At 57.1% G+C, this 21,117-nt stretch carries 25 protein-coding genes; 24 read left to right on the top strand and 1 reads right to left on the bottom strand.

What is annotated here, in order from left to right; translation table 11 throughout:
* Positions 1-16 precede the first annotated feature (16 nt).
* The 17 genes from ftsZ (at position 17) to MOST_RS09600 (ending at position 14,850) form a co-directional block, all read left to right on the top strand.
* Positions 17-1,078 (top strand): cell division protein FtsZ, encoded by a 1,062-nt coding sequence (gene ftsZ, locus MOST_RS09680; RefSeq protein WP_054938357.1) that lies wholly within the window; start codon positions 17-19, stop codon positions 1,076-1,078.
* Between the two features lie 300 nt (positions 1,079-1,378).
* Entirely contained in the window at positions 1,379-2,293 is a 915-nt protein-coding gene (gene spoIIGA / locus MOST_RS09675; protein ID WP_054938356.1) for a sigma-E processing peptidase SpoIIGA, read from the top strand.
* A 12-nt stretch (positions 2,294-2,305) separates the two neighbouring features.
* Positions 2,306-3,034: an RNA polymerase sporulation sigma factor SigE gene (gene sigE / locus MOST_RS09670; protein WP_054938355.1), complete on the top strand. Its 729-nt coding sequence runs from the start codon at positions 2,306-2,308 to the stop codon at positions 3,032-3,034.
* A 471-nt stretch (positions 3,035-3,505) separates the two neighbouring features.
* The gene (gene sigG, locus MOST_RS09665; protein WP_208974896.1) at positions 3,506-4,276 is read left to right on the top strand and encodes an RNA polymerase sporulation sigma factor SigG; all 771 of its coding nucleotides are present in this window, start codon (positions 3,506-3,508) and stop codon (positions 4,274-4,276) included.
* A 35-nt stretch (positions 4,277-4,311) separates the two neighbouring features.
* Positions 4,312-4,929: a stage II sporulation protein R gene (gene spoIIR, locus MOST_RS09660; protein WP_054938353.1), complete on the top strand. Its 618-nt coding sequence runs from the start codon at positions 4,312-4,314 to the stop codon at positions 4,927-4,929.
* Positions 4,930-5,029: 100 nt separating this feature from the next.
* Positions 5,030-5,299: a PRC-barrel domain-containing protein gene (locus MOST_RS09655; protein WP_054938352.1), complete on the top strand. Its 270-nt coding sequence runs from the start codon at positions 5,030-5,032 to the stop codon at positions 5,297-5,299.
* 45 nt (positions 5,300-5,344) lie between these two features.
* Positions 5,345-6,166 carry a peptidoglycan editing factor PgeF gene (gene pgeF / locus MOST_RS09650; protein WP_054938351.1) on the top strand — a complete coding sequence of 274 codons (822 nt, stop codon included), beginning with the start codon at positions 5,345-5,347 and terminating at the stop codon, positions 6,164-6,166.
* Between the two features lie 5 nt (positions 6,167-6,171).
* Entirely contained in the window at positions 6,172-7,143 is a 972-nt protein-coding gene (locus tag MOST_RS09645) for a biotin/lipoyl attachment domain-containing protein (RefSeq protein ID WP_054938350.1), read from the top strand.
* Between the two features lie 91 nt (positions 7,144-7,234).
* Positions 7,235-7,921 (top strand): YggS family pyridoxal phosphate-dependent enzyme, encoded by a 687-nt coding sequence (locus tag MOST_RS09640; protein WP_054938349.1) that lies wholly within the window; start codon positions 7,235-7,237, stop codon positions 7,919-7,921.
* 27 nt (positions 7,922-7,948) lie between these two features.
* On the top strand, positions 7,949-8,392 hold the full coding sequence (locus MOST_RS09635) for a cell division protein SepF (protein ID WP_054938348.1): 444 nt from the start codon (positions 7,949-7,951) through the stop codon (positions 8,390-8,392).
* Positions 8,393-8,408: 16 nt separating this feature from the next.
* Positions 8,409-9,209 (top strand): pyrroline-5-carboxylate reductase, encoded by an 801-nt coding sequence (gene proC / locus MOST_RS09630; RefSeq protein ID WP_054938347.1) that lies wholly within the window; start codon positions 8,409-8,411, stop codon positions 9,207-9,209.
* 5 nt (positions 9,210-9,214) lie between these two features.
* Positions 9,215-9,481 carry a YggT family protein gene (locus MOST_RS09625; protein WP_054938346.1) on the top strand — a complete coding sequence of 89 codons (267 nt, stop codon included), beginning with the start codon at positions 9,215-9,217 and terminating at the stop codon, positions 9,479-9,481.
* A 12-nt stretch (positions 9,482-9,493) separates the two neighbouring features.
* Positions 9,494-10,021 carry a DivIVA domain-containing protein gene (locus tag MOST_RS09620; RefSeq protein ID WP_083476864.1) on the top strand — a complete coding sequence of 176 codons (528 nt, stop codon included), beginning with the start codon at positions 9,494-9,496 and terminating at the stop codon, positions 10,019-10,021.
* 189 nt (positions 10,022-10,210) lie between these two features.
* Positions 10,211-12,991, top strand: a complete 2,781-nt coding sequence (gene ileS / locus MOST_RS09615; RefSeq protein ID WP_054938345.1) for an isoleucine--tRNA ligase — start codon at positions 10,211-10,213, stop codon at positions 12,989-12,991.
* A gap of 141 nt (positions 12,992-13,132) precedes the next feature.
* The gene (gene pduL / locus MOST_RS09610; protein ID WP_244267293.1) at positions 13,133-13,702 is read left to right on the top strand and encodes a phosphate propanoyltransferase; all 570 of its coding nucleotides are present in this window, start codon (positions 13,133-13,135) and stop codon (positions 13,700-13,702) included.
* Positions 13,703-13,791: 89 nt separating this feature from the next.
* Positions 13,792-14,085: a DUF5665 domain-containing protein gene (locus MOST_RS09605; protein WP_244267286.1), complete on the top strand. Its 294-nt coding sequence runs from the start codon at positions 13,792-13,794 to the stop codon at positions 14,083-14,085.
* Between the two features lie 15 nt (positions 14,086-14,100).
* Positions 14,101-14,850, top strand: coding sequence for a TraR/DksA C4-type zinc finger protein (locus MOST_RS09600; protein WP_054938343.1), 750 nt, complete (start codon positions 14,101-14,103; stop codon positions 14,848-14,850).
* Here the strand turns inward: MOST_RS09600 and MOST_RS09595 are convergent.
* The gene (locus MOST_RS09595) at positions 14,847-15,050 is read right to left on the bottom strand and encodes a DUF1540 domain-containing protein (protein ID WP_054938342.1); all 204 of its coding nucleotides are present in this window, start codon (positions 15,048-15,050) and stop codon (positions 14,847-14,849) included. The genes MOST_RS09600 and MOST_RS09595 overlap by 4 nt on opposite strands.
* A 193-nt stretch (positions 15,051-15,243) precedes the next feature.
* Here MOST_RS09595 and thiD point away from each other — a divergent pair, with 193 nt between their 5' ends.
* From thiD to MOST_RS09560, 7 genes are all read left to right on the top strand, one after another.
* The gene (gene thiD, locus MOST_RS09590) at positions 15,244-16,038 is read left to right on the top strand and encodes a bifunctional hydroxymethylpyrimidine kinase/phosphomethylpyrimidine kinase (RefSeq protein ID WP_054938341.1); all 795 of its coding nucleotides are present in this window, start codon (positions 15,244-15,246) and stop codon (positions 16,036-16,038) included.
* 2 nt (positions 16,039-16,040) lie between these two features.
* Positions 16,041-16,493: a signal peptidase II gene (gene lspA / locus MOST_RS09585; RefSeq protein ID WP_054938340.1), complete on the top strand. Its 453-nt coding sequence runs from the start codon at positions 16,041-16,043 to the stop codon at positions 16,491-16,493.
* Positions 16,490-17,425: an RluA family pseudouridine synthase gene (locus MOST_RS09580; RefSeq protein WP_244267284.1), complete on the top strand. Its 936-nt coding sequence runs from the start codon at positions 16,490-16,492 to the stop codon at positions 17,423-17,425. Before lspA ends, MOST_RS09580 begins: the two co-directional genes overlap by 4 nt.
* A gap of 5 nt (positions 17,426-17,430) precedes the next feature.
* Positions 17,431-17,670: a putative signal transducing protein gene (locus MOST_RS09575; RefSeq protein WP_054938339.1), complete on the top strand. Its 240-nt coding sequence runs from the start codon at positions 17,431-17,433 to the stop codon at positions 17,668-17,670.
* Complete coding sequence (locus MOST_RS09570) at positions 17,660-18,505, top strand: TRM11 family SAM-dependent methyltransferase (protein ID WP_054938338.1); 846 nt, start codon at positions 17,660-17,662, stop codon at positions 18,503-18,505. Before MOST_RS09575 ends, MOST_RS09570 begins: the two co-directional genes overlap by 11 nt.
* 7 nt (positions 18,506-18,512) lie before the next feature.
* Positions 18,513-19,454, top strand: coding sequence for an AEC family transporter (locus MOST_RS09565; protein ID WP_054938337.1), 942 nt, complete (start codon positions 18,513-18,515; stop codon positions 19,452-19,454).
* Between the two features lie 94 nt (positions 19,455-19,548).
* Positions 19,549-21,045 carry a hypothetical protein gene (locus tag MOST_RS09560; RefSeq protein WP_054938336.1) on the top strand — a complete coding sequence of 499 codons (1,497 nt, stop codon included), beginning with the start codon at positions 19,549-19,551 and terminating at the stop codon, positions 21,043-21,045.
* Positions 21,046-21,117 lie beyond the last annotated feature (72 nt).

Genomic DNA, 21,117 nt, shown 5'->3' with positions numbered 1-21,117 from the left:
AAAGGAGGAGTTCCGGGTGCTGGAATTTGAGGATGGCGATCTCAATCAATTTGCTGCCATTAAGGTGGTGGGAGTAGGTGGAGGCGGCAATAACGCCGTTAACCGGATGATTGCTGCCGGCCTGCGGGGAGTAGAATTTATCAGCGTTAATACGGATGCCCAGGCCCTGCGCCTTTGCCAGGCAGAACAAAAGATCCAGATTGGGGCCAAGTTGACCAAAGGCCTGGGGGCGGGGGCTAATCCGGAAATTGGTAAAAAGGCAGCGGAAGAAAGCCGGGAAGAGCTGGCCCAGCGCCTGCAGGGGGCCGATATGGTTTTTGTCACTGCCGGCATGGGGGGCGGTACGGGTACCGGTGCAGCGCCGGTGGTGGCCCAGATCGCCAAGGAGGCCGGGGCCCTGACTGTTGGTGTTGTCACCCGTCCCTTTAGCTTTGAAGGCCGGAAACGGGCCAGCCAGGCCGAAGCTGGTATAGCCGAGTTAAAGACAAAGGTTGACACCCTGATTATTATCCCCAACGACCGGTTACTGCAGGTAGCCGACAAGCAGACCTCTATCCTAGAGGCCTTCCGCATTGCGGATGATGTTTTGCGCCAGGGCGTCCAGGGCATTTCCGACCTGATTGCTGTGCCTGGATTGATCAACCTGGATTTTGCCGATGTCAAGACCATTATGTCCGATGCAGGTTCGGCCCTGATGGGTATAGGCAGGGCTACCGGCGAAAAAAGGGCCGCGGAAGCAGCCAGGATGGCCATTTCCAGTCCACTGCTGGAAACCTCCATTGAAGGGGCCCGCGGTGTGCTGCTAAACATTACCGGTGGCACCAACCTGGGCCTGCTGGAAGTTAATGAGGCGGCTGAAATCGTGTCCGCGGCGGCCGACCCGGAAGCGAACATAATTTTTGGCGCCGTCATTGATGAAAGCTTGAAGGATGAAATCCGCGTTACCGTCATTGCTACCGGTTTTGAAGCCGTGCCAGCAGCCCAGAAAGAGGCAGCGGCAGCCCGTGATGTTGATATGAACATTAAGCCCTTTAATATTGACGACCTGGACATACCGGCCTTCCTGCGGCGAAGGTAATACTTTCGCTAAGGCCGCTTAACCCCCCGGTTGAAGTCGCTCGCTACAAATGAAGCCAGCCTTTTACCATTTTTCATTCTCCAGCAAACTACTCCTTCCGTTAGGACATAATTTTCCATCCCATGTGGCGTGGTACTGTTGCTTAAACCTGTTACCCTGGTAACAGGTTTTTTTCTGTCCACCATTTGACAAAATTTCCCATAACAGCGTTATATAATAAATATGGTTATGAAACTGCCATAATGCTCATATCATGGTAATAATTAGTGTAACCTCCGGGGAAGGGAGGCTGGTCTATCTGTGGTTTATTTAGATGTCCTGCTGGCCATTAACCTGGTTATGGATTACCTCATCCTCTGGACGACGGCCAGGCTGGGACAGCTGGCAACTACCGGCTGGCGGCTGCTGGCCGGGGCAGCGGTAGGAGCAGTTTATTCCCTGGCCATCCTGTTTCCCGGTGGTGAATGGGAGCAGGTCCTGCTTGTCAAGATTTTATTTTCCGTAATTATGGTCCTGGTAGCCTTTTTCCCCTTAAACGGGCAGCGGTTTCTCCAGGCCCTGGTTTATTTTTACCTGGCGGCCTTTGCCATGGGTGGGGCGATGCTGGGGGCTATTTACCTGGCCAGCGGGGAGGCGGCAACACCGGTCATAGGGGGAACGCTGGTCCTGGTCCATAATATCCGTTACACGTGGCTGCTGGTGGCCGTGGCGGCTGCCGGGATGCTGGCCGTTCTCGGGACAGGCTGGCTTAAAAAAAACTTCTGGCAGCAGGTGCTGCGTTTGCCGGTGATCATAACCTTTGCCGGCCGGCAGCGGGCTTTAAAGGCCCTGGTTGATACTGGTAACAGCCTGCGGGACCCCCTTACCCAGCGGCCGGTAATTATTGTAGAATACAGTGCCCTGAAGGGCCTCCTCCCGGAAGAGATTATTAAACACTACAGCAGCCAGGAGGAGCCCGACCTGGAAAGCCTGGTAAAGTCCCTGGCCAGTTCACCCTGGGTGACAAGGCTACGCCTGTTACCATACCATTCCCTGGGCCAGAGCCAGGGTATGTTGCTGGGCCTTAGACCAGATGAAGTAATCGTCATTACAAATGAACGCATGATCAAGATAAAAGATGTTATTGTGGGCCTGTACCGGGAGCGGCTGTCGCCGGAGGGCAATTACCGCGCGTTATTACACCCGGATTTGCTGCAACTTAGTATGGGCCTCTAGGGGGAAGAGCTCATGCAGCAGCTATTTATATTGGCGAAATTAAAAATCCAGGAGTTTTATGGCCGCCTGGTAGTAAGGTTGAAATGGCTGGGCGAAGTTTTTTATGTCGGCAGCAGTGAAGCCCTGCCGCCCCCCCTTTCCAGCGATGAAGAGATGAGCCTTCTCCTGCGCCTGGAGGACGGCGACGCCGGTGTAAAAACCGTACTTATTGAGCGCAACCTGCGCCTGGTAGTCTACATTGCCCGCAAATTTGAAAATACCGGCGTGGGGATTGAAGACCTGGTCTCCATTGGTACCATCGGCCTCATTAAAGCCGTCAATACCTTTGACCCCAAGAAGCGCATCAAGCTGGCCACCTATGCTTCCCGCTGTATTGAAAATGAAATTTTAATGCACCTGCGGCGCAATAATAAGACGCGGGCCGAGGTTTCCTTTGACGAGCCGTTAAACATTGACTGGGACGGCAATGAGCTTTTGCTTTCCGATGTCCTGGGCACTGATAATGATATTATTTATAAATCCATTGAAGAAGAGGTCGACCGCAAGCTCCTGCAGATGGCCATGCGGAAGCTCTCGGCCCGGGAGCGCAAGATCATGGAATTTCGTTTTGGCCTCCTGGACGGCGTGGAAAAAACCCAGAAGGAGGTAGCCGACATCCTGGGCATCTCCCAGTCCTACATTTCCCGCCTGGAAAAACGGATTATCAAACGCTTGCGTAAAGAGATCGCCCGGATGGAATAAGATAATTGATCTGGGTTCGAGGCGCAAAGATACTGTGCGAAGCCAACAGTCTCGGTGGCTATTGAAGTAGTGATGCTGTGTCCCGGAGCCGCGAATAGTGGAGCGAAGGTCAAAAGAACAGGCGAGGTGAGGTTACCGCTGCCGTCGCTTAAGGCAAGCCTTGAGCGTGCTTTTGAGAGGAAACAAGCGTAATCTCATAGAAGGTTCATAGCTTGCGGAACCAGCAGCCTTTTCATTGGCAATCCACAGGCGGCGAGCAGCGGTCCGAACCGAGCCGTAGTTCTATCGGCGCGTAACTTTTGAGCGGCGAGGGACACAGCATCACCAACCGAGAACCACCGGAGCCCGCCCTGCTTTTCCCGGGAGCTTAAATAGCTCCCTTTATTTTGCCCTTTTGCCGGGCCGGTATAAAAGCAGGGAGGCATGGTAATAATTATCCCAGAGCCACCGTCAGGAGGTTTCTCGCCAGTGATGCTCAATAAAGTAGAAATTTGCGGTGTGAATACCTCCAAGTTACCCTTGCTGACCAGCGAGGAGATGCGGCAGCTTTTTGAGGCCATGCAAAAGGGGGAACCGGAGGCCCGGGAAAAGCTCATTAAAGGCAATTTACGCCTGGTCCTGAGCGTCATCCAGCGCTTTACCAACCGGGGCGAGTATGTCGACGACCTTTTCCAGGTAGGCTGCATCGGCCTGATGAAGGCCATCGATAACTTTGACCTGAGCCAGAATGTCAAGTTCTCCACCTATGCCGTACCCATGATTATTGGAGAGATCAGGCGTTACCTGCGGGATAATAATCCCATCCGGGTAAGCCGCTCTTTGCGGGATATTGCCTACAAAGCCCTCCAGGTAAGGGACGTGCTGGTAAATAAACTGGCCCGGGAACCTTCGGTAACGGAAATTGCCAGGGAAATCAATCTCCCCCAGGAAGAAGTAATCTTTGCCCTGGACGCCATTCAGGAACCGGTATCCCTCTTTGAGCCCATCTACCATGACGGCGGCGATCCCATCTATGTCATGGACCAGATAGGTGATGAAAAAAACCAGGATGGCAGCTGGCTGGAAAGCATAGCCATCCAGGAAGCCATGAATAAATTAACCCCCAGGGAGCGCCTGATTTTATCCCTGCGCTTCTTTGAAGGTAAAACCCAGATGGAAGTAGCCGATGAAATCGGCATCTCCCAGGCCCAGGTTTCCCGGCTGGAAAAAGCCGCCCTCCAGCATATGCGCAAATATATTTGATTTCCAATTTACAGAGGTGTCAAGGAGTGTCTTTATTGAAGAGGTCGATATTAATCTTTGTCCTGGCCAGCTTATTATTCCTCGGCGGGGATGCGTCCTGGACGGGCAGGGAGGTAGCAGTACCGGCCTATAACTCCCATAACTTAATCCGGCTCCACGTCATTGCCAACAGCGATACTACTGCCGACCAGGAATTGAAACGTCATGTCCGCGACGCCGTCCTGGCCAGTATAGGCCGGAGCCTGGCCGCAGCCGGGGATATTGGTGCCGCCAGGCAGCTGGTCAGTCATAACCTAGCCGCCATAACAGCTGCGGCCGAGGCGCAAATCCGGCGGGAAGGGCAAAATTATACCGTGAGGACGGAATTCGGTGACTTTGCTTTCCCCACCCGGGCTTACGGGGATATAACTCTCCCGGCAGGAAACTACGAAGCCGTCCGCCTGGTGATTGGCGCCGGTAAAGGGGAAAACTGGTGGTGCGTCCTGTTCCCGCCCCTGTGCCTGGTAGATGCCGCCGGTAAAGCAGATGACGATGCCCTTACCAGCCGGCCGGTAATGGCCGGGGAGGAAGGGCAGGCAAAAATCCGGGTAGGATGGAAGATCTTAGAGATATTTCAATCCTCACGCCACCGCCTGGCGGGATTATGGCCTTAAACCAGCAACGCTGGTTTTTTTCTTTTTTGGCCTTCAGGTCCTATCCAGGTCATATAAATATAACAGGGAAGACCCCGGGCTACAGCCGGAGGTGGTGACCGTGATCCGGGTGACCGAACTGCGCCAGCGGGAGGTAATCAATGTCATTGACGGGCGGCGGCTGGGGACAATCAAAGATATTGACCTGGACCTGGAGGCCGGACGGGTAAAGGCTTTAATCGTACCTGGACAGGGAGGCAGGTTTTTTTTCTTTTTTGGCCGGGACGAAGATTTAATCATCCCCTGGGAGAACGTAGTTAAAGTAGGAATTGACGTTATCCTGGTAGAAAGTTATAGCTGCACGGCTCCTGTGCACCGGGAAAAGGCTTAAGACGGCGCCATCTTATGGTATAATAAAGGCCAGGGGTGGTTTTCTTTGCTGCCCTTTATCAGGGAGAACAGGGAAGGGATGAGCCTCTGGCGGGTTGTCTTTTTAGAAGAGCAGGCGCCGGTAAAGGCTTTTTATAGCACCCGTGCAGGGGGTGTCAGCCGGCCACCCTATACCGGCTTAAACCTGGGCTTACATGTGGGCGATGAACCGGCAGCAGTACTGGCTAACAGGCGCTTGCTGGCAACGGCCCTGGACCTGCCCCTGGAGGACTGGGTTATCGGCGAGCAGGTCCATGGTAACAGGGTGGCCCTGGTGGGACGGCAGGATACCGGCCGGGGTGCCGCGGAATTGGCTACGGCCCTGCCGGGTGTTGATGCTCTGGTGACCGCTGCACCGGGGGTTACCCTGGTGGCCTTTTTTGCCGACTGCGTACCCCTTTACCTGGTGGACCCGGTAAGGAGTGTTATAGGTCTGGCCCACGCTGGCTGGAAGGGTACGGTCTTACAGGTGGGAACGCGGGTGGTGGCCAGGATGGTGGCAGAATATAACAGTGACCCCGCCGAACTCCTGGCAGCCATCGGGCCGGCCATCGGTCCCTGCTGCTACCAAGTAGATAACCGGGTGGCGGGGGCAGTCAAGGAGCATCTCCCCTGGGCTGGCGAAGTTTTAACGCCCGACGGGCCCGGCCACTATCGCCTGGACCTTCCCCGGGCCAACTACCTGGAACTCCTGGCCGCAGGACTAAAGCCGGAGCATATTACCAGTGCCGGTCTCTGTACCTGCTGCCGGGCTGACACCTTTTTCTCTTACCGGGCAGCCGGTGGCCCTACCGGGCGCCAGGCAGCATTATTATCCATCTTGAGGTAGATATTATGAGGCCAGCTTATAATCCAGCCCTCCCGGCCCGGCCACGGCAACGCCGGCGGCGGGGGCGTTTTATCTTGCCGGTCCTGGGCTTGATGCTTTTTGCCCTGGCGGCCTGGCTGGGTTTCCAGCAGGTCTTTAGGGCCATTGCCTGGCACTTTTTAAAGGTCGAACGGGTTGATTACGGCGTCCTGGAGGACATCCTCCCCCTGGAGGTTTTTATTGCCAGGGAAGAGGAGGTCCTGGTAGCCCCGGCCACTGGGGCCTTAGTCCCGGTAGTACCAGAAGGGGAGCGGGTACCGGTAGGAGCTACCATTGCCCGGGTATTACCCGTGGCAGCCGCACCATTAGGGCAGGGTCCCCTGGAAATCAAAGCCTCCTTTCCCGGCCAGGTTTCCTACCACACCGACGGTCTGGAAAAGGCCCTGCAGCCGGCCAGCCTGGGCAATATCAATTACCAGGAACTAAAGCGCCTGGTGGAACTGGCCGGCCCGGTGACGGCTGAGGGCCAGGTTAAAGCCGGTACGGCCATCGGCCGCCTGGTCAACAACCTGGCTCCCCTGGCCGTGTATGCCCCCCTGGAAGACTTCCCCCCCGGCTGGCAGGCAGGCAAAAGGGTAAATCTTAAATTGCCGGGGTCCGGGGACGAGGTCCGGGCCAGCATTACCAGGTTGCAGGATGAAGGCCGGCAGAAGGCCGTCCTCATGACCATTGACTCCTGGGACGAGCGCTGGCTTAAACCCCGCCGTCTGGAAGTAGCTGCGGTATTGAACCGTTACCGGGGGATAATATTACCGGCTGCTGCTTTGAGTAGCGGGCCAGGGGGAGCAAAGGGGGTCTACCTCCTGGGGGACCGGGGGATCAAATGGCAGCCGGTTAGCATTGAAGGCCAGGTAGGGGACAGGGTGGCCGTCCGGGGCCTGGAAGCCGGGACGGAAGTGGTTGTCACCCCTGGTCTGGTCCGGTGGTTGCGGGAATAGAGACCTCCACATCTTACTTCCCACTTCTCAAATTGTAGCAGGATTTAATATAAAGATGTAGAAATTATAGAGGATTGGCGGAGGAAAAAAGATGGTTAACCTGGCAGAAAATATCGCCCTGGTACGGGAAAGGATGGCCGCGGCCGCCCGCCGCAGCGGGCGGCGGCCGGAAGAGATAACCCTGGTGGCGGTGACGAAAACCATTCCCCCGGAGCGCATCCAGGAGGCCGTAAGTTTAGGTCTCAAAGACCTGGGGGAAAACCGGGTCCAGGAACTCCTGGCCAAGCAGCCCTACATAACCGGTGTCAACTGGCACCTGATCGGTCATCTCCAGCGCAATAAAGTCCGCCAGGTCTGGGATAAGGTGTGCCTGATCCATTCCGTTGACAGCCTGGAACTGGCCCGGGAACTGGACAGGCGGGCCACGGCTGCCGGGCGCCGGGTTAATATCCTCCTGGAGGTTAATGTGGCCGGGGAGGAGAGTAAATTTGGCCTGGCACCTGAAGCGGTAATCCCCTTCGTCCGGGAAATCACGGGTTTTACAGGCCTCCGCCTTCTGGGCCTGATGACAGTAGCTCCCCTGGTAAAGGATGCCGAAGAGGTGCGGCCGGTTTTCCGCCGGCTGGCCGCTTTGCGGCGGGAGGTGGAAGCCCTGCACCTGCCGGGGGTGGACATGCGTTACCTTTCCATGGGTATGACCAACGATTTTGAAGTAGCCATTGAAGAAGGTGCCAATCTGGTGAGAATTGGCACGGCAATCTTTGGTACCCGGGGATAATAAAGCTATGGCGGAGGTGCAACAAAAATGGCTTTCTGGGATGGTTTGCTCAACTGGCTGGGTTACGGCCATGAAGAGGATGCCTCGGTTACAGACAACCTGGTCAAGGAACCGGAATTGCGCCCAACCCCTCCTAACACCGGGAAAGCTAAGCTGGTAAGCTTACCGACAGCACGCCAGGCCCTGCGCCTGGTAATCGCCCGGCCCCAGTCCTTTGACCAGGCGGCAAACTTAGCGGAGAACCTGAAAAACTACCGGCCGGTAATTGTCAACGTAGAAGCCCTGCCGGTTGATGAGGCCAGGCGGATTATCGACTTTTTAAGTGGTGCTACCTATGCCCTGGGCGGGCGGGTGCGCCGGGTGACGAGCGGCATCTTTTTATTTACCTCCAGCAATATTGATTTGAGCGGTGATCTGGAAGATCAGGTGGCAGGCGGTATCAACTGGCTGGAAGCAGCCGGCCGCAAGTAATCAGGGGGGCATATTTATGGAGGGTAATATTGGCTTTCTGGGCGCCGGGGCCATGGGCGAGGCGCTGATTCGTGGCCTGGTGCAGGGCCGGCAGGTGCCTCCGGAGAGAATCCTGGTTTACGACATCCGGCGGGAAAGGCTACAGGAACTGGAGCAAACTTATGGCTTGCAGGCCGTGACCGGCAGGGAAGAGCTGGTAAGAAAGGCGGATATCATCATCCTGGCCGTCAAACCCCAGAACGTGAAGGAGGCCCTGGGTGGCCTTCAAGTCGGGAAGGAAAAACTGGTAATCTCCATCATTGCCGGCGTTACCCTGGCCAGGCTGGCATCTTACCTTGGGGAAGTGCCAGTAGTGCGGGTGGTGCCCAATACTCCGGCCCTGGTAGGGGAGGGTATGACTGCCCTGGCGGCCAACAAATTTGTCCGGCCGGAAGCCCTGGAGAAGGCCATGGCTATTTTCCGCTCTGTCGGCCGGGTCATGGTTTTACCGGAGGAACAGCTCAATGCCGTCACCGGTTTGAGCGGCAGCGGGCCGGCCTATATTTATATGCTTATTGAAGCCCTGGCCGACGGCGGCGTGCGCCAGGGGCTTACCCGGCCGGTGGCTTTAGAACTGGCGGCCCAAACCGTCCTGGGAGCGGCGCGGATGGTGCTGGCCACCGGCGAGCACCCGGGGGTCCTGAAGGATAAAGTAACTTCGCCGGCGGGAACCACCATCGCCGGCCTGGCCGTCCTGGAAGACCGGGGTATGCGGGGAGCCATCATCCGTGCGGTGGAGGCAGCCACCCTCCGGGCCGAGAGTTTAAGTAAGGAGTAGAGTTCATGCCAACTTTAGCAATCTTAATTCGAGTCGCCTTTGAGGTGTTAAACTGGCTGATTATTGCCCGCATCCTCATATCCTGGTTTCCCCATGACCCCTATCACCCCGTTATGCGTTTTATTTACGAAGTTACAGAACCGGTCCTGGCCCCCTTTCGCCGCCTCATGCCGCGGACCAGTATCCCCATTGACTTTTCCCCCATTATCGCCGTCCTGGTTTTACAGCTGGTTGAACGCCTGCTCATCAGTTTTATTCTGCGCCTGGGATAGGAGAGGGACACAATGCTGACACCCCTGGATATCAACAAAAAAGAATTCCACCGGTCTTTTCGCGGCTACAGCTGCGAAGAGGTTGATGAATTCCTGGAGCAGGTCTTAAGGGACTACGGCCAGGTCTTCCGGGAAAACCAGGAGTTGCGGGAAAAAAACCTGCGCCTGACAGAGGAACTGGAACGCTATGCCCGCCTGGAACAAACCCTCAAGGATGCCCTGGTCATGGCCCAGCAAACGGCCAATGAGATGCGCCAGAACGCCCAGCGGGAAGCGAGCCTGATTGTCCAGGAGGCGGAGAATAAAGCCCGGGAGATTTTAAACCAGGCCCGGCTGCAGGTGGAAAAGGCCGAGCGCTACCAGAGCGACCTGGAAGCCAGGGCCGCAGCCTTTAAGATGCGCCTGCGTTCCTTCCTCCAGGCCCAGCTGGAACTCCTGGCCACGGAAGAAGCGGCAGCCACCGCCGTTTCCGAGGCGCAACCGGCTGGGGATACAGGAGAAACAGAAAAGACCGGGCCCGGCCTTGATCCTGGGCTCTAAATATGGATATAATTTGAGAAATGATAGGTAAGCCGCTAAAGTACCTTCGCATAAGGCGAAAGCAATGGCAAGTGCTATAAAGTTGGCTTTTGGTTAGAGCGAGCTTTTGACCTGAGCGGCGAAGTGGCTGCAGGTTTCGCCGCAGAGCGAGGCCGGATTTTAAAGGAATTCAAGGAGTGACGACGCTAAGTGGATTATAGCAAAACGCTGAATCTTCCCCGGACCGATTTCCCCATGCGGGCCAACCTGCCCCAGCGGGAGCCGGAGATCCTCAAATTCTGGGAAGAACACGATATTTACCGGCAGGTCCAGGAAGCCAACAAAGGTAAGCCCAAATTTATTCTCCATGACGGGCCGCCCTATGCCAACGGCCATATCCACCTGGGGCATACTTTAAATAAAATCCTCAAAGACATCATTGTTAAATATCACTCTATGAACGGCTACGATGCCCCCTATGTGCCGGGGTGGGATACCCACGGCCTGCCCATTGAGCAGCAGGCCATTAAGGACCTGGGGCTCAACCGCCGCACCATTGATGTCGTCGACTTCCGCAACCGCTGTCGCGATTACGCCTTAAAATACGTCAGCATCCAGCGGGAGGAATTCAAGCGCCTGGGCGTCCGGGGCGACTGGGAACACCCTTATCTCACCCTGGAGCCGGAATACGAGGCCATCCAGATCGGCATCTTTGGCGAGATGGCCAAAAAGGGCTATATCTATAAGGGACTCAAGCCGGTTTACTGGTGTACCGACTGCGAAACGGCCCTGGCCGAAGCTGAGGTGGAATACGGGGAAAGGCGCTCGCCTTCCATTTATGTCAAGTTCCCGGTGGTTGATGCCCGCGGTCTTTTTGAAGCGGAAGGAAGTTTTATCGTTATCTGGACGACAACGCCCTGGACCTTACCGGCCAATGTGGCCATTGCCCTGCACCCGGAGTTCAAGTATGTCCTGGTCCAGGTGGGGGATGAACGCTACCTCATGGCAGCGGAACTTTACCGCCAGGTCTTGGAACTGCTGGCAATTAAAGATTACCAGGTGGTGGCTGCCTTCACCGGCGCCGAACTGGAAGGGGTTCTCTGTCGCAACCCCCTTATGGACAGGGATTCTGTCGTTATCCTCGGCGAACACGTTACCCTGGAACAGGGTACAGGTTGCGTCCACACGGCCCCCGGTCATGGCCTGGAGGACTACGAAGTAGGTATGCGCTATAACCTGCCGGTACTCTCGCCCCTGGATGACCGGGGCCACTTTACCGAAGAGGGCGGTCAGTTTGCCGGCCTTTTCGTGGAAGAGGCCAATAAAGCCGTGGTCAAAGAGCTGGAAGCCAGGGGGGCCCTGCTGCATTTTAGTTTTATCAAGCACCAGTACCCCCACTGCTGGCGCTGCAAGCATCCTGTTATCTTCCGGGCTACGGAGCAGTGGTTTGCTTCTATTGACGGCTTCCGGCAGCAGGCCCTGGAAGCTATTAAAAAAGTAAAATGGATCCCGGCCTGGGGCGAAGACCGCATTTACAACATGGTGGCCGAACGCAGCGACTGGTGTATCTCCCGCCAGCGGACCTGGGGCGTGCCCATTCCCATCTTTTACTGCGTAGACTGCGGCAAAGAAATCATCAACGATGCCACCATCAGCCACTTGCAGGAACTTTTCCGGGAATTCGGTTCCAATGTGTGGTTTGCCCGGGAGGCGCAGGACCTGGTGCCGGAAGGGTTAAAATGCCCTGCCTGCGGTGGCCGGGAATTCCGCAAGGAAACGGATATTATGGACGTATGGTTTGATTCCGGTTCCAGCCACGCCGCCGTGCTCACCACCAGGCGGGAACTGGGCTGGCCCGCCGACCTGTACCTGGAGGGCAGTGACCAGCACCGGGGCTGGTTTAACTCCTCCCTGTCGACGGCAGTGGCCACCCGTGGGCAGGCCCCTTACCGCCAGGTACTGACCCACGGCTTTCTGGTAGATGAGGAAGGACGCAAGATGTCCAAGTCCCTCGGTAACGGCATCGACCCGGCGGATGTCATCCGGGAAAAGGGGGCCGATGTCCTGCGCCTGTGGGTGGCTTCGGCCGACTACCGGCGGGATGTAGCTGCTTCACCCGGCATCATGCAGCAGCTTACTGAGGCTTACCGCAAAATCCGCAATACCTGCCGGTTCCTGCTGGCCAACCTTTACGATTATGATCCCGAAAAAGATAAAGTAAGCCGGGAGGAAATGCTGGAAATAGACCGCTGGGCCATGGATAAACTCCAGCGCCTGGTGGCCAGGGTCACGAAAGCCTATGAAGATTATGAGTTCCACGTGGTCTACCATACCATCCACAATTTCTGTGCCGTCGATTTAAGTGCCGTCTACCTGGATATCATTAAGGACCGCCTCTATACCTGGCCGGCCGCTTCCCGGGGGCGGCGTTCGGCCCAGACGGTGCTTTATGAAACTATCAACGTCCTGGTACGACTGTTAACGCCAATACTCGCCTTTACCACGGAAGAAATCTGGCGTTATCTACCAGCAACTCCTGGAAAACCCTTCAGTGTCCAGCTGGCCGGCTGGCCGCAGGTGCAGGATGCATTCCTGGATGACGAGCTGCAGGCCCGGTGGGATAAAATTTTCCAGGTCCGGGATGTTGTTACCCGCGCCCTGGAGCGGGCCCGCCAGGAGCAGGGCCTGGGCAATTCCTTAAACGCCGCCGTCCACCTTTACCCTGATACCGGGCTGTACCGGTTCCTCCAGCCCCTGGAAGGGGAACTGGCGACCATCTTTATTGTTTCCCTGGCAGTTTTACATTCCCCGGGGGAAGAGGCTCCGGCCACTGCCTTTGCCGCCGAGGACCTCCCGGGTCTCAAGGTTCTGGTCGAGATGGCTCCTGGTGAAAAATGTGAACGCTGCTGGATGGTCAGCCCCACCGTAGGCCGGGACAGCGACCATCCTACCCTGTGCGAGCGCTGTGCTGCTGTTTTGCGCCAGGCTTAAAAGAACCAGCCATAAAAATGGAGGAGTTGGCCATACTAAAAAAGCCTGTAACTTGCTACTAGATCATTCCAGGCGGAAGTAATAACCAGGAAAGGATGGGCAGGGACGGTGAGGCTATTCCAGGCAGAAGACTTTTTGCCCGTGGAAGTTCCGGTGGGGGTTTCTGGTCGCCATATCCATCTCTGCCGGGAGGATCTCGACGCCCTTTTTGGCCCCGGCTATGAACTGACAGTCTACCGGGAACTCAGCCAGCCCGGGGAATTTGCCGCCAGGGAGACGGTGACCATCGTCGGTCCCCGTGGCGTCCTGGAGGGGGTCCGGGTCCTGGGGCCGCTACGGCCCTACTCCCAGGTGGAAATAGCCATGACCGACGGTTTCCGCTTGGGACTAAAGCCGCCAGTACGGGAATCCGGCGACCTGGCTGATACGCCTGGCATCGCGGTGGTCGGGCCGGCCGGAGCCATCAACCTGCCCCGGGGGGTTATCTTAGCGGCCCGCCACATCCATATGGAAGAAGACCGGGCTAAGGCCCTCCACCTCAATGACGAGCAGCTGGTCCAGGTCTGGGTCCCCGGTATAAGGGGCATGATCTTAGATAACGTTATTATCCGGACCAGCCCCCACTACCGCCTGGAGCTGCACCTGGATACCGACGAAGCCAATGCCGCCCTCCTCGCCGGCGGTGATAAGGTTAGAATCCTGCGACCGTAAGACGCAGGATTTTTTGTTTTAAGACGCCTGGTGGCAGGGAAAGATATTTATTGCGGGAAGTTGGGTAGTACAGGCGGGGTGTAATATTTTTGGCTGAAGCAGAGCGCGGGGCTGCTTTCCTGGCCGAAAAGGTGCAGCAATTAATCACCACCATAGAAAAGGCCAACGTCGCCGAGTGGATAGAACTCTACCACCGGCCCTGGCGGCTCCTGTACTTGAACTTTGCCGCCGGGGTAGCCAGGGGCCTGGGTATAGCTGTGGGTTTTACCATCCTGGGCGCCATTGTGATCTACATCATCCGCGAGCTGGCCCTGCTCAACCTGCCGGTTATCGGTAAACTTATTGCGGAAATTGTCCGCATGGTCCAGCAGGAGGTTTATTAAAAGGAGGCATCTAATATGTATGCAAAATTCCTGGAGCATTTTCGCCAGAAATTGCTGGAGGAAAAGAAAAGGCTGGAAGAACAAATAGATACCTTTAACAGCGGGGGATTGCGGGAGTCCCTGCTGGAGTCCACCCAGGAGCTTTCCCGCTACGATAACCACCCGGGGGATCTCGGCAGTGAAGAATTCGAGCGCAGCAAAGACCTGGCCTTGAGGGATAACGCCCGCATCCAGCTGCAAAAGATAGACGATGCCCTGGAGAGCATCCAGGAAGGGACCTACGGCTACTGCCGGGTGTGTGGACAGGAGATACCCCGGGAACGGCTGGAGGCTATCCCGGAAACTACCCTGTGCCTGGAGTGCCGTAAAAAAATGGAAGGAGCAGGAGACATTAACCGGCGCCCCATCGAAGAGCAGGTCATCTTGCCTCCCTTTGGCGGCCAGTTCTCTGACCCGTATCAAAAACACCCGGATGAGGAAGAAGCCATCATGTATGACGGCGAAGACACCTGGCAGGACCTGGCCCAGACTATTGAACACGCTTCGGAATCCCGCAGCGGGGCCTACTTTGGCCCCCTGGACCTGGATGAAGACCAGGGTTATGTTGAGCCGGTAGAAGGCATCCCCTATTTTAAAGGTGCCGACGGCATGTTTTACGAAGATACCGGAGCCTACATTGATGACGAAGGGGCCCCGGAGGAAAAGGTAATTGGCGATGCCGGCTGGGACCGGGTGCTGCGGGATAGGGACGAAAAAGATAGTTAGTCATAGGGTATAGTTTCCATGGTATCATTGGCCTTGCCAAAGGAAAAGACGGTGGTGGTATCCTTTTCCGGCAGCAATCGTTGAAAATCGCCGCAGTTGGTATCCAGTCCGTTCCTGGTGATGTGGATGGTCTCCAGCTTGCAGAAACCGGCCCCATCGTGGTGGACGCAGATATCTACCTCACAGTATATGCGGGGCAAAGCAAATCCCCCTTCCTACATCTCACTTCCCACTTCCTCAAATGGCCTCGCCCTCGCTCTCCAGCAAAACCTGCGGCCGCTGCGTCGCCCGGGAGAAGCTCGCTCGCTCCAAACAAAAGCCACCCCTCAAAAGTAGTTTACCCATACCGGCTGACGTGGTATGATAGAGAACTAGAGAACGGGGGAGGAGTTTATGCACAAAGCCTTAACCATTGCCGGTTCCGATTCCGGGGGCGGGGCCGGTATTCAGGCCGACTTGAAGACCTTTGCCGCCCTCAAAGTTTACGGTACCAGTGTGATTACTTCCGTGACGGCCCAGAATACCCTGGGGGTGCAGGGGACCTTCGACCTGCCGCCGGAGTTCGTCGGCCGGCAACTGGACGCTGTTTTAAGCGATATCGGTGCCGACGCCGTCAAAACCGGCATGCTGGCCAATGCCGGTATTATCGAAGTCGTAGCCGCCAAGGTGCAGGAGTACGGGATAAAGAACCTCGTTATTGACCCGGTCATGGTGGCCAAGAGCGGCCATCTCCTGCTGGCCCGGGAAGCCCGCCGGGCTTTGCAGGAAAAACTGCTGCCCCTGGCCCTGGTCATTACCCCCAACCTGGATGAGGCCGGCGTTCTCACGGGACGCGAGATTAGCAGCGAAGATGAGATGGTAGCCGCGGCCCGGGAGTTGCATGACCTGGGTGTACCCTATGTTTTAGTCAAGGGAGGGCACCTGGCCGGCGCGGCAACTGATATTCTCTTTGATGGCCGGGAAGCCCGGCGTTTTACCGCTCCCCGCCTGGATAACCGCCACACCCACGGGACGGGCTGTACCCTGTCGGCAGCCATCGCCGCTTTCCTGGCCCTGGGTTTGACGGTACCCGCAGCGGTAGCGGAAGCCAAGGAGTATATCCAGACGGCTATCAGCCAGGCCCGGGCCGTAGGTCAAGGCTACGGGCCGGTGCACCACCTGGCACCCTATTATTCCTGGGGGGATTGATCTTGCCCTTTTTATTACTGGTAGCCCTGGTACTGGGCATTGACCAGTTGAGCAAGTATATCATCCGGGCCAATTTCCGGCCCAATGAGAGCCTGCCGGTAATCAATTCAGTTTTTCATTTAACTTACGTCAATAATCCCGGGGCGGCCTTTGGCCTCCTGGCCTATAAAACTCCGGTTTTTATAGGCGTGACCCTGCTGGTGGCGGTTATTATCCTGGTAGCTTACCGCTTCCTGCCGCCAGGCCGTATACTCTTGCGCCTGGCCCTGGCCTTGATGCTGGGCGGCGCCCTGGGTAACCTCATTGACCGCCTGCGCTTTGGTTATGTAGTTGACTTCCTCGATTTCCGCATCTGGCCGGTTTTTAACCTGGCTGACATGGCTATCGTTAGCGGCGTTATTCTCCTCTGCTGGGAACTCCTGGGGCCGGCAGGTGAACAGGGGAAGAGCCTGTGAGCCGTCGCATAGAGCTGGAAGTTCCCCCGCAAGACAGGGGAAAGCGCCTGGATGCCTGGCTGGCCGGCGAGCTGGAAGGGGTATCCCGTTCCCGCGTCCAGCAACTGCTGGATGCCGGCGAGGTTACTTTCCCCGGAGGGGGACAGCCGAAAGCCAATTACCGCCTGCGGGGCGGGGAAAAAATCCAGGTCAACCTGCCGGAGCCGGCGCGGCTGGAGGTAGGACCTGAACCTATCCCCCTGGACATCCTCTACGAAGATAAGGATATTATTGTCGTCAACAAGCCCCAGGGTATGGTTGTCCACCCGGCTCCCGGCAATGAGCACGGTACCCTGGTCAATGCCTTATTGTACCACTGTGGTGATCTATCGGGTATAAACGGCGTCCTGCGGCCGGGTATAGTGCACCGCCTGGATAAAGATACCTCCGGCATCCTGGTGGCAGCTAAAAATGATGCGGCCCACCAGGGGCTGGCGGCCCAGGTCAAGTACCACAGCATGAAAAGGGTTTACCTGGCCCTGGTCCACGGGGTAGTGACCGAGCCCCGCGGCCGTATTGAGGCGCCCATCGGCCGGCACCCTGTCGACCGGCAGCGCATGGCGGTTACTGAGAAAAATTCCCGGGAGGCCATCACCCATTACCGGGTTCTAGAGCAGTTTGACCGGTATACCCTGCTGGAGGCGCGGCTGGAGACGGGGCGCACCCACCAGATCCGGGTGCACATGGCTTTCCTGGGTCACCCGGTGGTAGGTGACCCCAAATACGGCCCCCGCCACTGCCCCTTTGTCCTGCCGGGGCAGCTCCTGCATGCCGGTTGCCTGGGTTTTAACCACCCCGTACGAGGCGATTACCTGGAGTTTACGGCACCGCCGCCGCCGGTCTTTTTACAGGTCCTGGAAACTTTAAGGCGGGAGAAAAAGGGAGAGGGGTAGAGAAGATGCCTGGCGGATGGGTTACTGTGGCCGTAAGGGAGAGGGTAGAAGCCCTGATGGTCCAGGGCTTACTCGAGGCTGCCGGCCTGCCGGTACGCCTGCTGGGAGAGGCCCTGGGGAACATTTATGGCTTTAATACCGGCCCCCTGGGGATGGTCCAGGTGCAGGTACCGGCGGAAGTTGCCGGTCAGGCGCGGGACCTCCTGGCAGCAGGATTCCAGGGTGAGGTGCCCCATGACCGGTAAACTCCAGAATCCCCTCAACGATCTAGACGGCCGGGAATGGCTGTACTGGACCGACACCCTCTACATTACCACCTACCCCCCCGATGCTACCCACCCTCTGCGCAAGCAACACGGGGCCATGAAGCCGCCGGAGGTCATGGCGGAAATTGTCCGTTTTTTTACCAAAAAAGGCGAGCTGGTCCTGGACCCCTTTGCCGGGGTGGGGGGAACCCTCCTGGGGGCGGCCCTGGCCGGGCGGCCGAGTCTTGGTTTTGAACTCGACCCCCGCTGGGTAGCTATCTACCGGGCCATCCAGCGAGATTTTGTCATTGAGAATGGGGTTATCCGCCGCCGGGAAGGGGCGGTTGCCGGCGGGGAACCCCTGACCGGGGAAATGCGCGAGGGCGACTGCCTGTGCCTCCTGAAGGAGTTACCAGCCGAATCCATACCGGCGGTAATTACCGATCCTCCTTACGGGATTAACCATGGCGCTACAGGCTTCAGCAAGGAGACCAACTTTAATATGCTCTCTCCTTTGCTGGAAAATGACCTGGGCCAGGCCCCCGACCTGGCCAGTTTCCTGGGGCGCCTGCAGGAGATCGGGCAGGAAATCCGGCGGGTACTCATGCCCGGCCGCTACCTGGTCATGCTGGTGGGGGACCGTTACCAGCAGGGAGAATATGTTCCCCTGGGTTTTTTAGTAGCCCAGGCCATGCGCGAGATCGGCTTCAAATTTAAAGGAGTGAAGATCTGGTCCAACAAGGCCACCCGCCGCCACCTGAAGCCCTATGCCGTTAAATCAGTCTTTGTACCAAACATTACCCACCAGAACATCCTTATCCTGAGGAAGGAATGAAGCAAAGTTGACCCAGCTATTGGCTGTCGGGGCCCAGGTAGGAGCCCTGTTTTTCTATGTCTTCCTGGGGTTCCTGGGGCGCCGGCGTAAGATTTTGACCGCCCAGGGCGATCAAGTTATTTCCGACATCATCTTTTATTTTACTATGCCAGCCCTGACCGTCACCTCCATGAATCTCAAGGTGTCCGGCCAGGAATTAACAAACGCCTTCCTGGTCCTGGCCGCCGCGGTGGTACTGGTCCTTGGCTCCTACGCCCTGTGCGTCCTGGCGGTGAGCCGGCTGCGCCTGCCCCTGAAGACGAATTATGCCTTTCGCTTTACCACCGCCTTTGGTAATGTGGCTTACCTGGGCTTCCCGGTGGCCTACATCCTGTGGGGCCAGCTGGGGGTCTTTTATGCCGCCATGTATGCCCTGGGCCACAATGTCCTCTTCTGGACTTTAGGGGTCTGGTTAATGCAGGATCACCAGGAACCCAAAGGCCTCGACTGGCGCCAGATTTTGAACATCAATGTCCTGGCCATTATCCTGGGCCTCGTCCTGGCCCTCTGCCATTTCCAGCTACCGCCCCTTATTTCCCGTCCCCTGGATGGCCTGGGCCAGGCTACCATACCCCTGGCCCTCCTCCTGGTGGGTTCCATGCTGGCCGAATCTCCTATCCGTACCCTGGCCGGCAATAAGATAGTTTACCTTATAGTGGCAATCAGGTTGATAATCTTACCCCTCCTGGCCCTGGGGGCCATGTTCCTTGTCCCAGGTTGGGATAAGAATGTCCGCCTGCTGGTTATTATGGAGATGGCCATGCCGGCAGCGGCCATTGCCCCGGCTGTGGCGCGGAAGTATGACGGCGATTACAACCTGATCTCCGAAGGGGTGGTAGCTACCACCCTGGTTTCCCTGTTAACCATCCCCCTCTGGGCCTGGTTGTTAAATTACCATATATTGACATAAAATTCTATTTTTCTGGCAGGAAAATCCAGGCCGGGTGTCAAATAATACCAGGCAAATAATGGTTAATCCTTAAAAACTGGAAGAGGTGACACCCATGGCCAAAAAGCCTAAAAATGCTACGGCTCCCAAGATAACTAAAGTTAAAGTAACGGGAAAACTGGATTCCCTCACCGACCTGCTCAAATTACGCTTATTCGAGTACTCGCCCCAATCGGTGGACGAGCTGGTCCAGGAAGCGCAGCAGCACCTGCTGGCCAACCATAACCTGGCCAAGATCCAGAAAAACGTTAACCGCTGCCTGACCAAAAACCCCTGCTTTCGCAGTGAAGGCAAGGGACTCTGGTGCCTGCGCCTGGACGGCTTGAAGGAAAACGATGCCGCTCACCGCGTCCTCCAGGCGGAAGGGGATGCCCTGCGCTTGAGTGAAATCAACGAGGAGTTAAAGGAAGCCGGCAAGCCGGAAGTACCGGGGGAACAAAAACTGGTGGCCGACGGCCGTTTCTTGAGGCTCAAGGATGGTCGCTGGGGCCTCATCCACTGGGCTTATGTCGAACCGGAGCCCGCGGTAGAGTCGGCTAAAGGGGTGCAGGAAGTGGCGGCCACCAAGGCAGGAACTCCCCCGGCCATGGGGAGCCAGCAACCCCCTGCCCGGGCAACAGCAGCAACTGCTACTGCCTTAACGGGGGAAAAGTCCCGGTCCCAGCCGGAAAATCCGGGCGGGATTACCGGTAATGCCCGGGAATCACAGCCTCCGGGATCTCCCGCCAGGACAGCGCCAGGGGGAGGTAGCAACAGTCCCCAGGTAGTGGAACTACCCCGGGCCGGCGAGCAGATTCTCCCCCTGGCCCAACCGGCGCCGGCGGCTAAAGAAAGCGATTTCTGGGATAAGTTATTCCCACTTAAGCCCACCGGCGAGAAGCCGGCACCGCCGGCAGCGTCGAAGTTTACCCCGGCGGCGACTGCACCCAAGGAACCGCCGGCCTGGGAGGAAATAGCCGCCGGGGCCGAAGCCGCCGCCCTTTCCCTGGAAACAGAAAAGTTATCCTTTGCCCCCAAGGAATTTAGCCTGATTAACGGCGGCAGGGCTGCTGCCGGCCGCCAGGTGGAGCAAAAGGATGAGGAAAAAGAAAAGCTGCGCCGGGAAATAGAAGACCTGCGCCAGGAGAACAAAAACCTGCTGGGCGACCTGGAAAAACTCCACCGGCGCAAGGAAGAGCTGCGCCAGGAGCTGACCCAGGTAGAAGAGCAGCTGGTAAACTTGCGGGTTGAGCGGGATACCCTGAAGAAAAGGGTCAGCCACCTGGAGACCCGCCTCATGCAGCTCCAGGGAACCCTCAATAAAACCGTCAGCGATGCCCAGGCCGAACAGTCGCGCCTGAAGCAACAGCTGCGGGAGCAGGAATACCGCCTCCAGACGACCCTCATTGCCAATGAAGACCTGGAACGGACGGTGGCCGACCTGCAAAAGGAACGGCAGGAGTTAAAGCGCCAGCTCTCCTTCTGGCCGGTGCGCCTGGCCTTGCGCCTGGCGGCCCTCTTCGGTTTCAGCCTGCCCCGCGAGAGGACGCGGGCCAGGGCCTACAGCCGCTAGGCCCTTGCTAAAAATGGCAACCATGGCTTATAATATTATTAAACCTTTACCCCGGTCAAAGCGGGGTATTTT

The sequence above is a fragment of the Neomoorella stamsii genome (assembly GCF_002995805.1).
In the GTDB taxonomy this organism is placed as follows: domain Bacteria; phylum Bacillota; class DSM-521; order Neomoorellales; family Neomoorellaceae; genus Neomoorella; species Neomoorella stamsii.
Note: the sequence above shows the minus strand (reverse complement) of the source record. Positions and strands in the feature narration are given on the sequence as shown.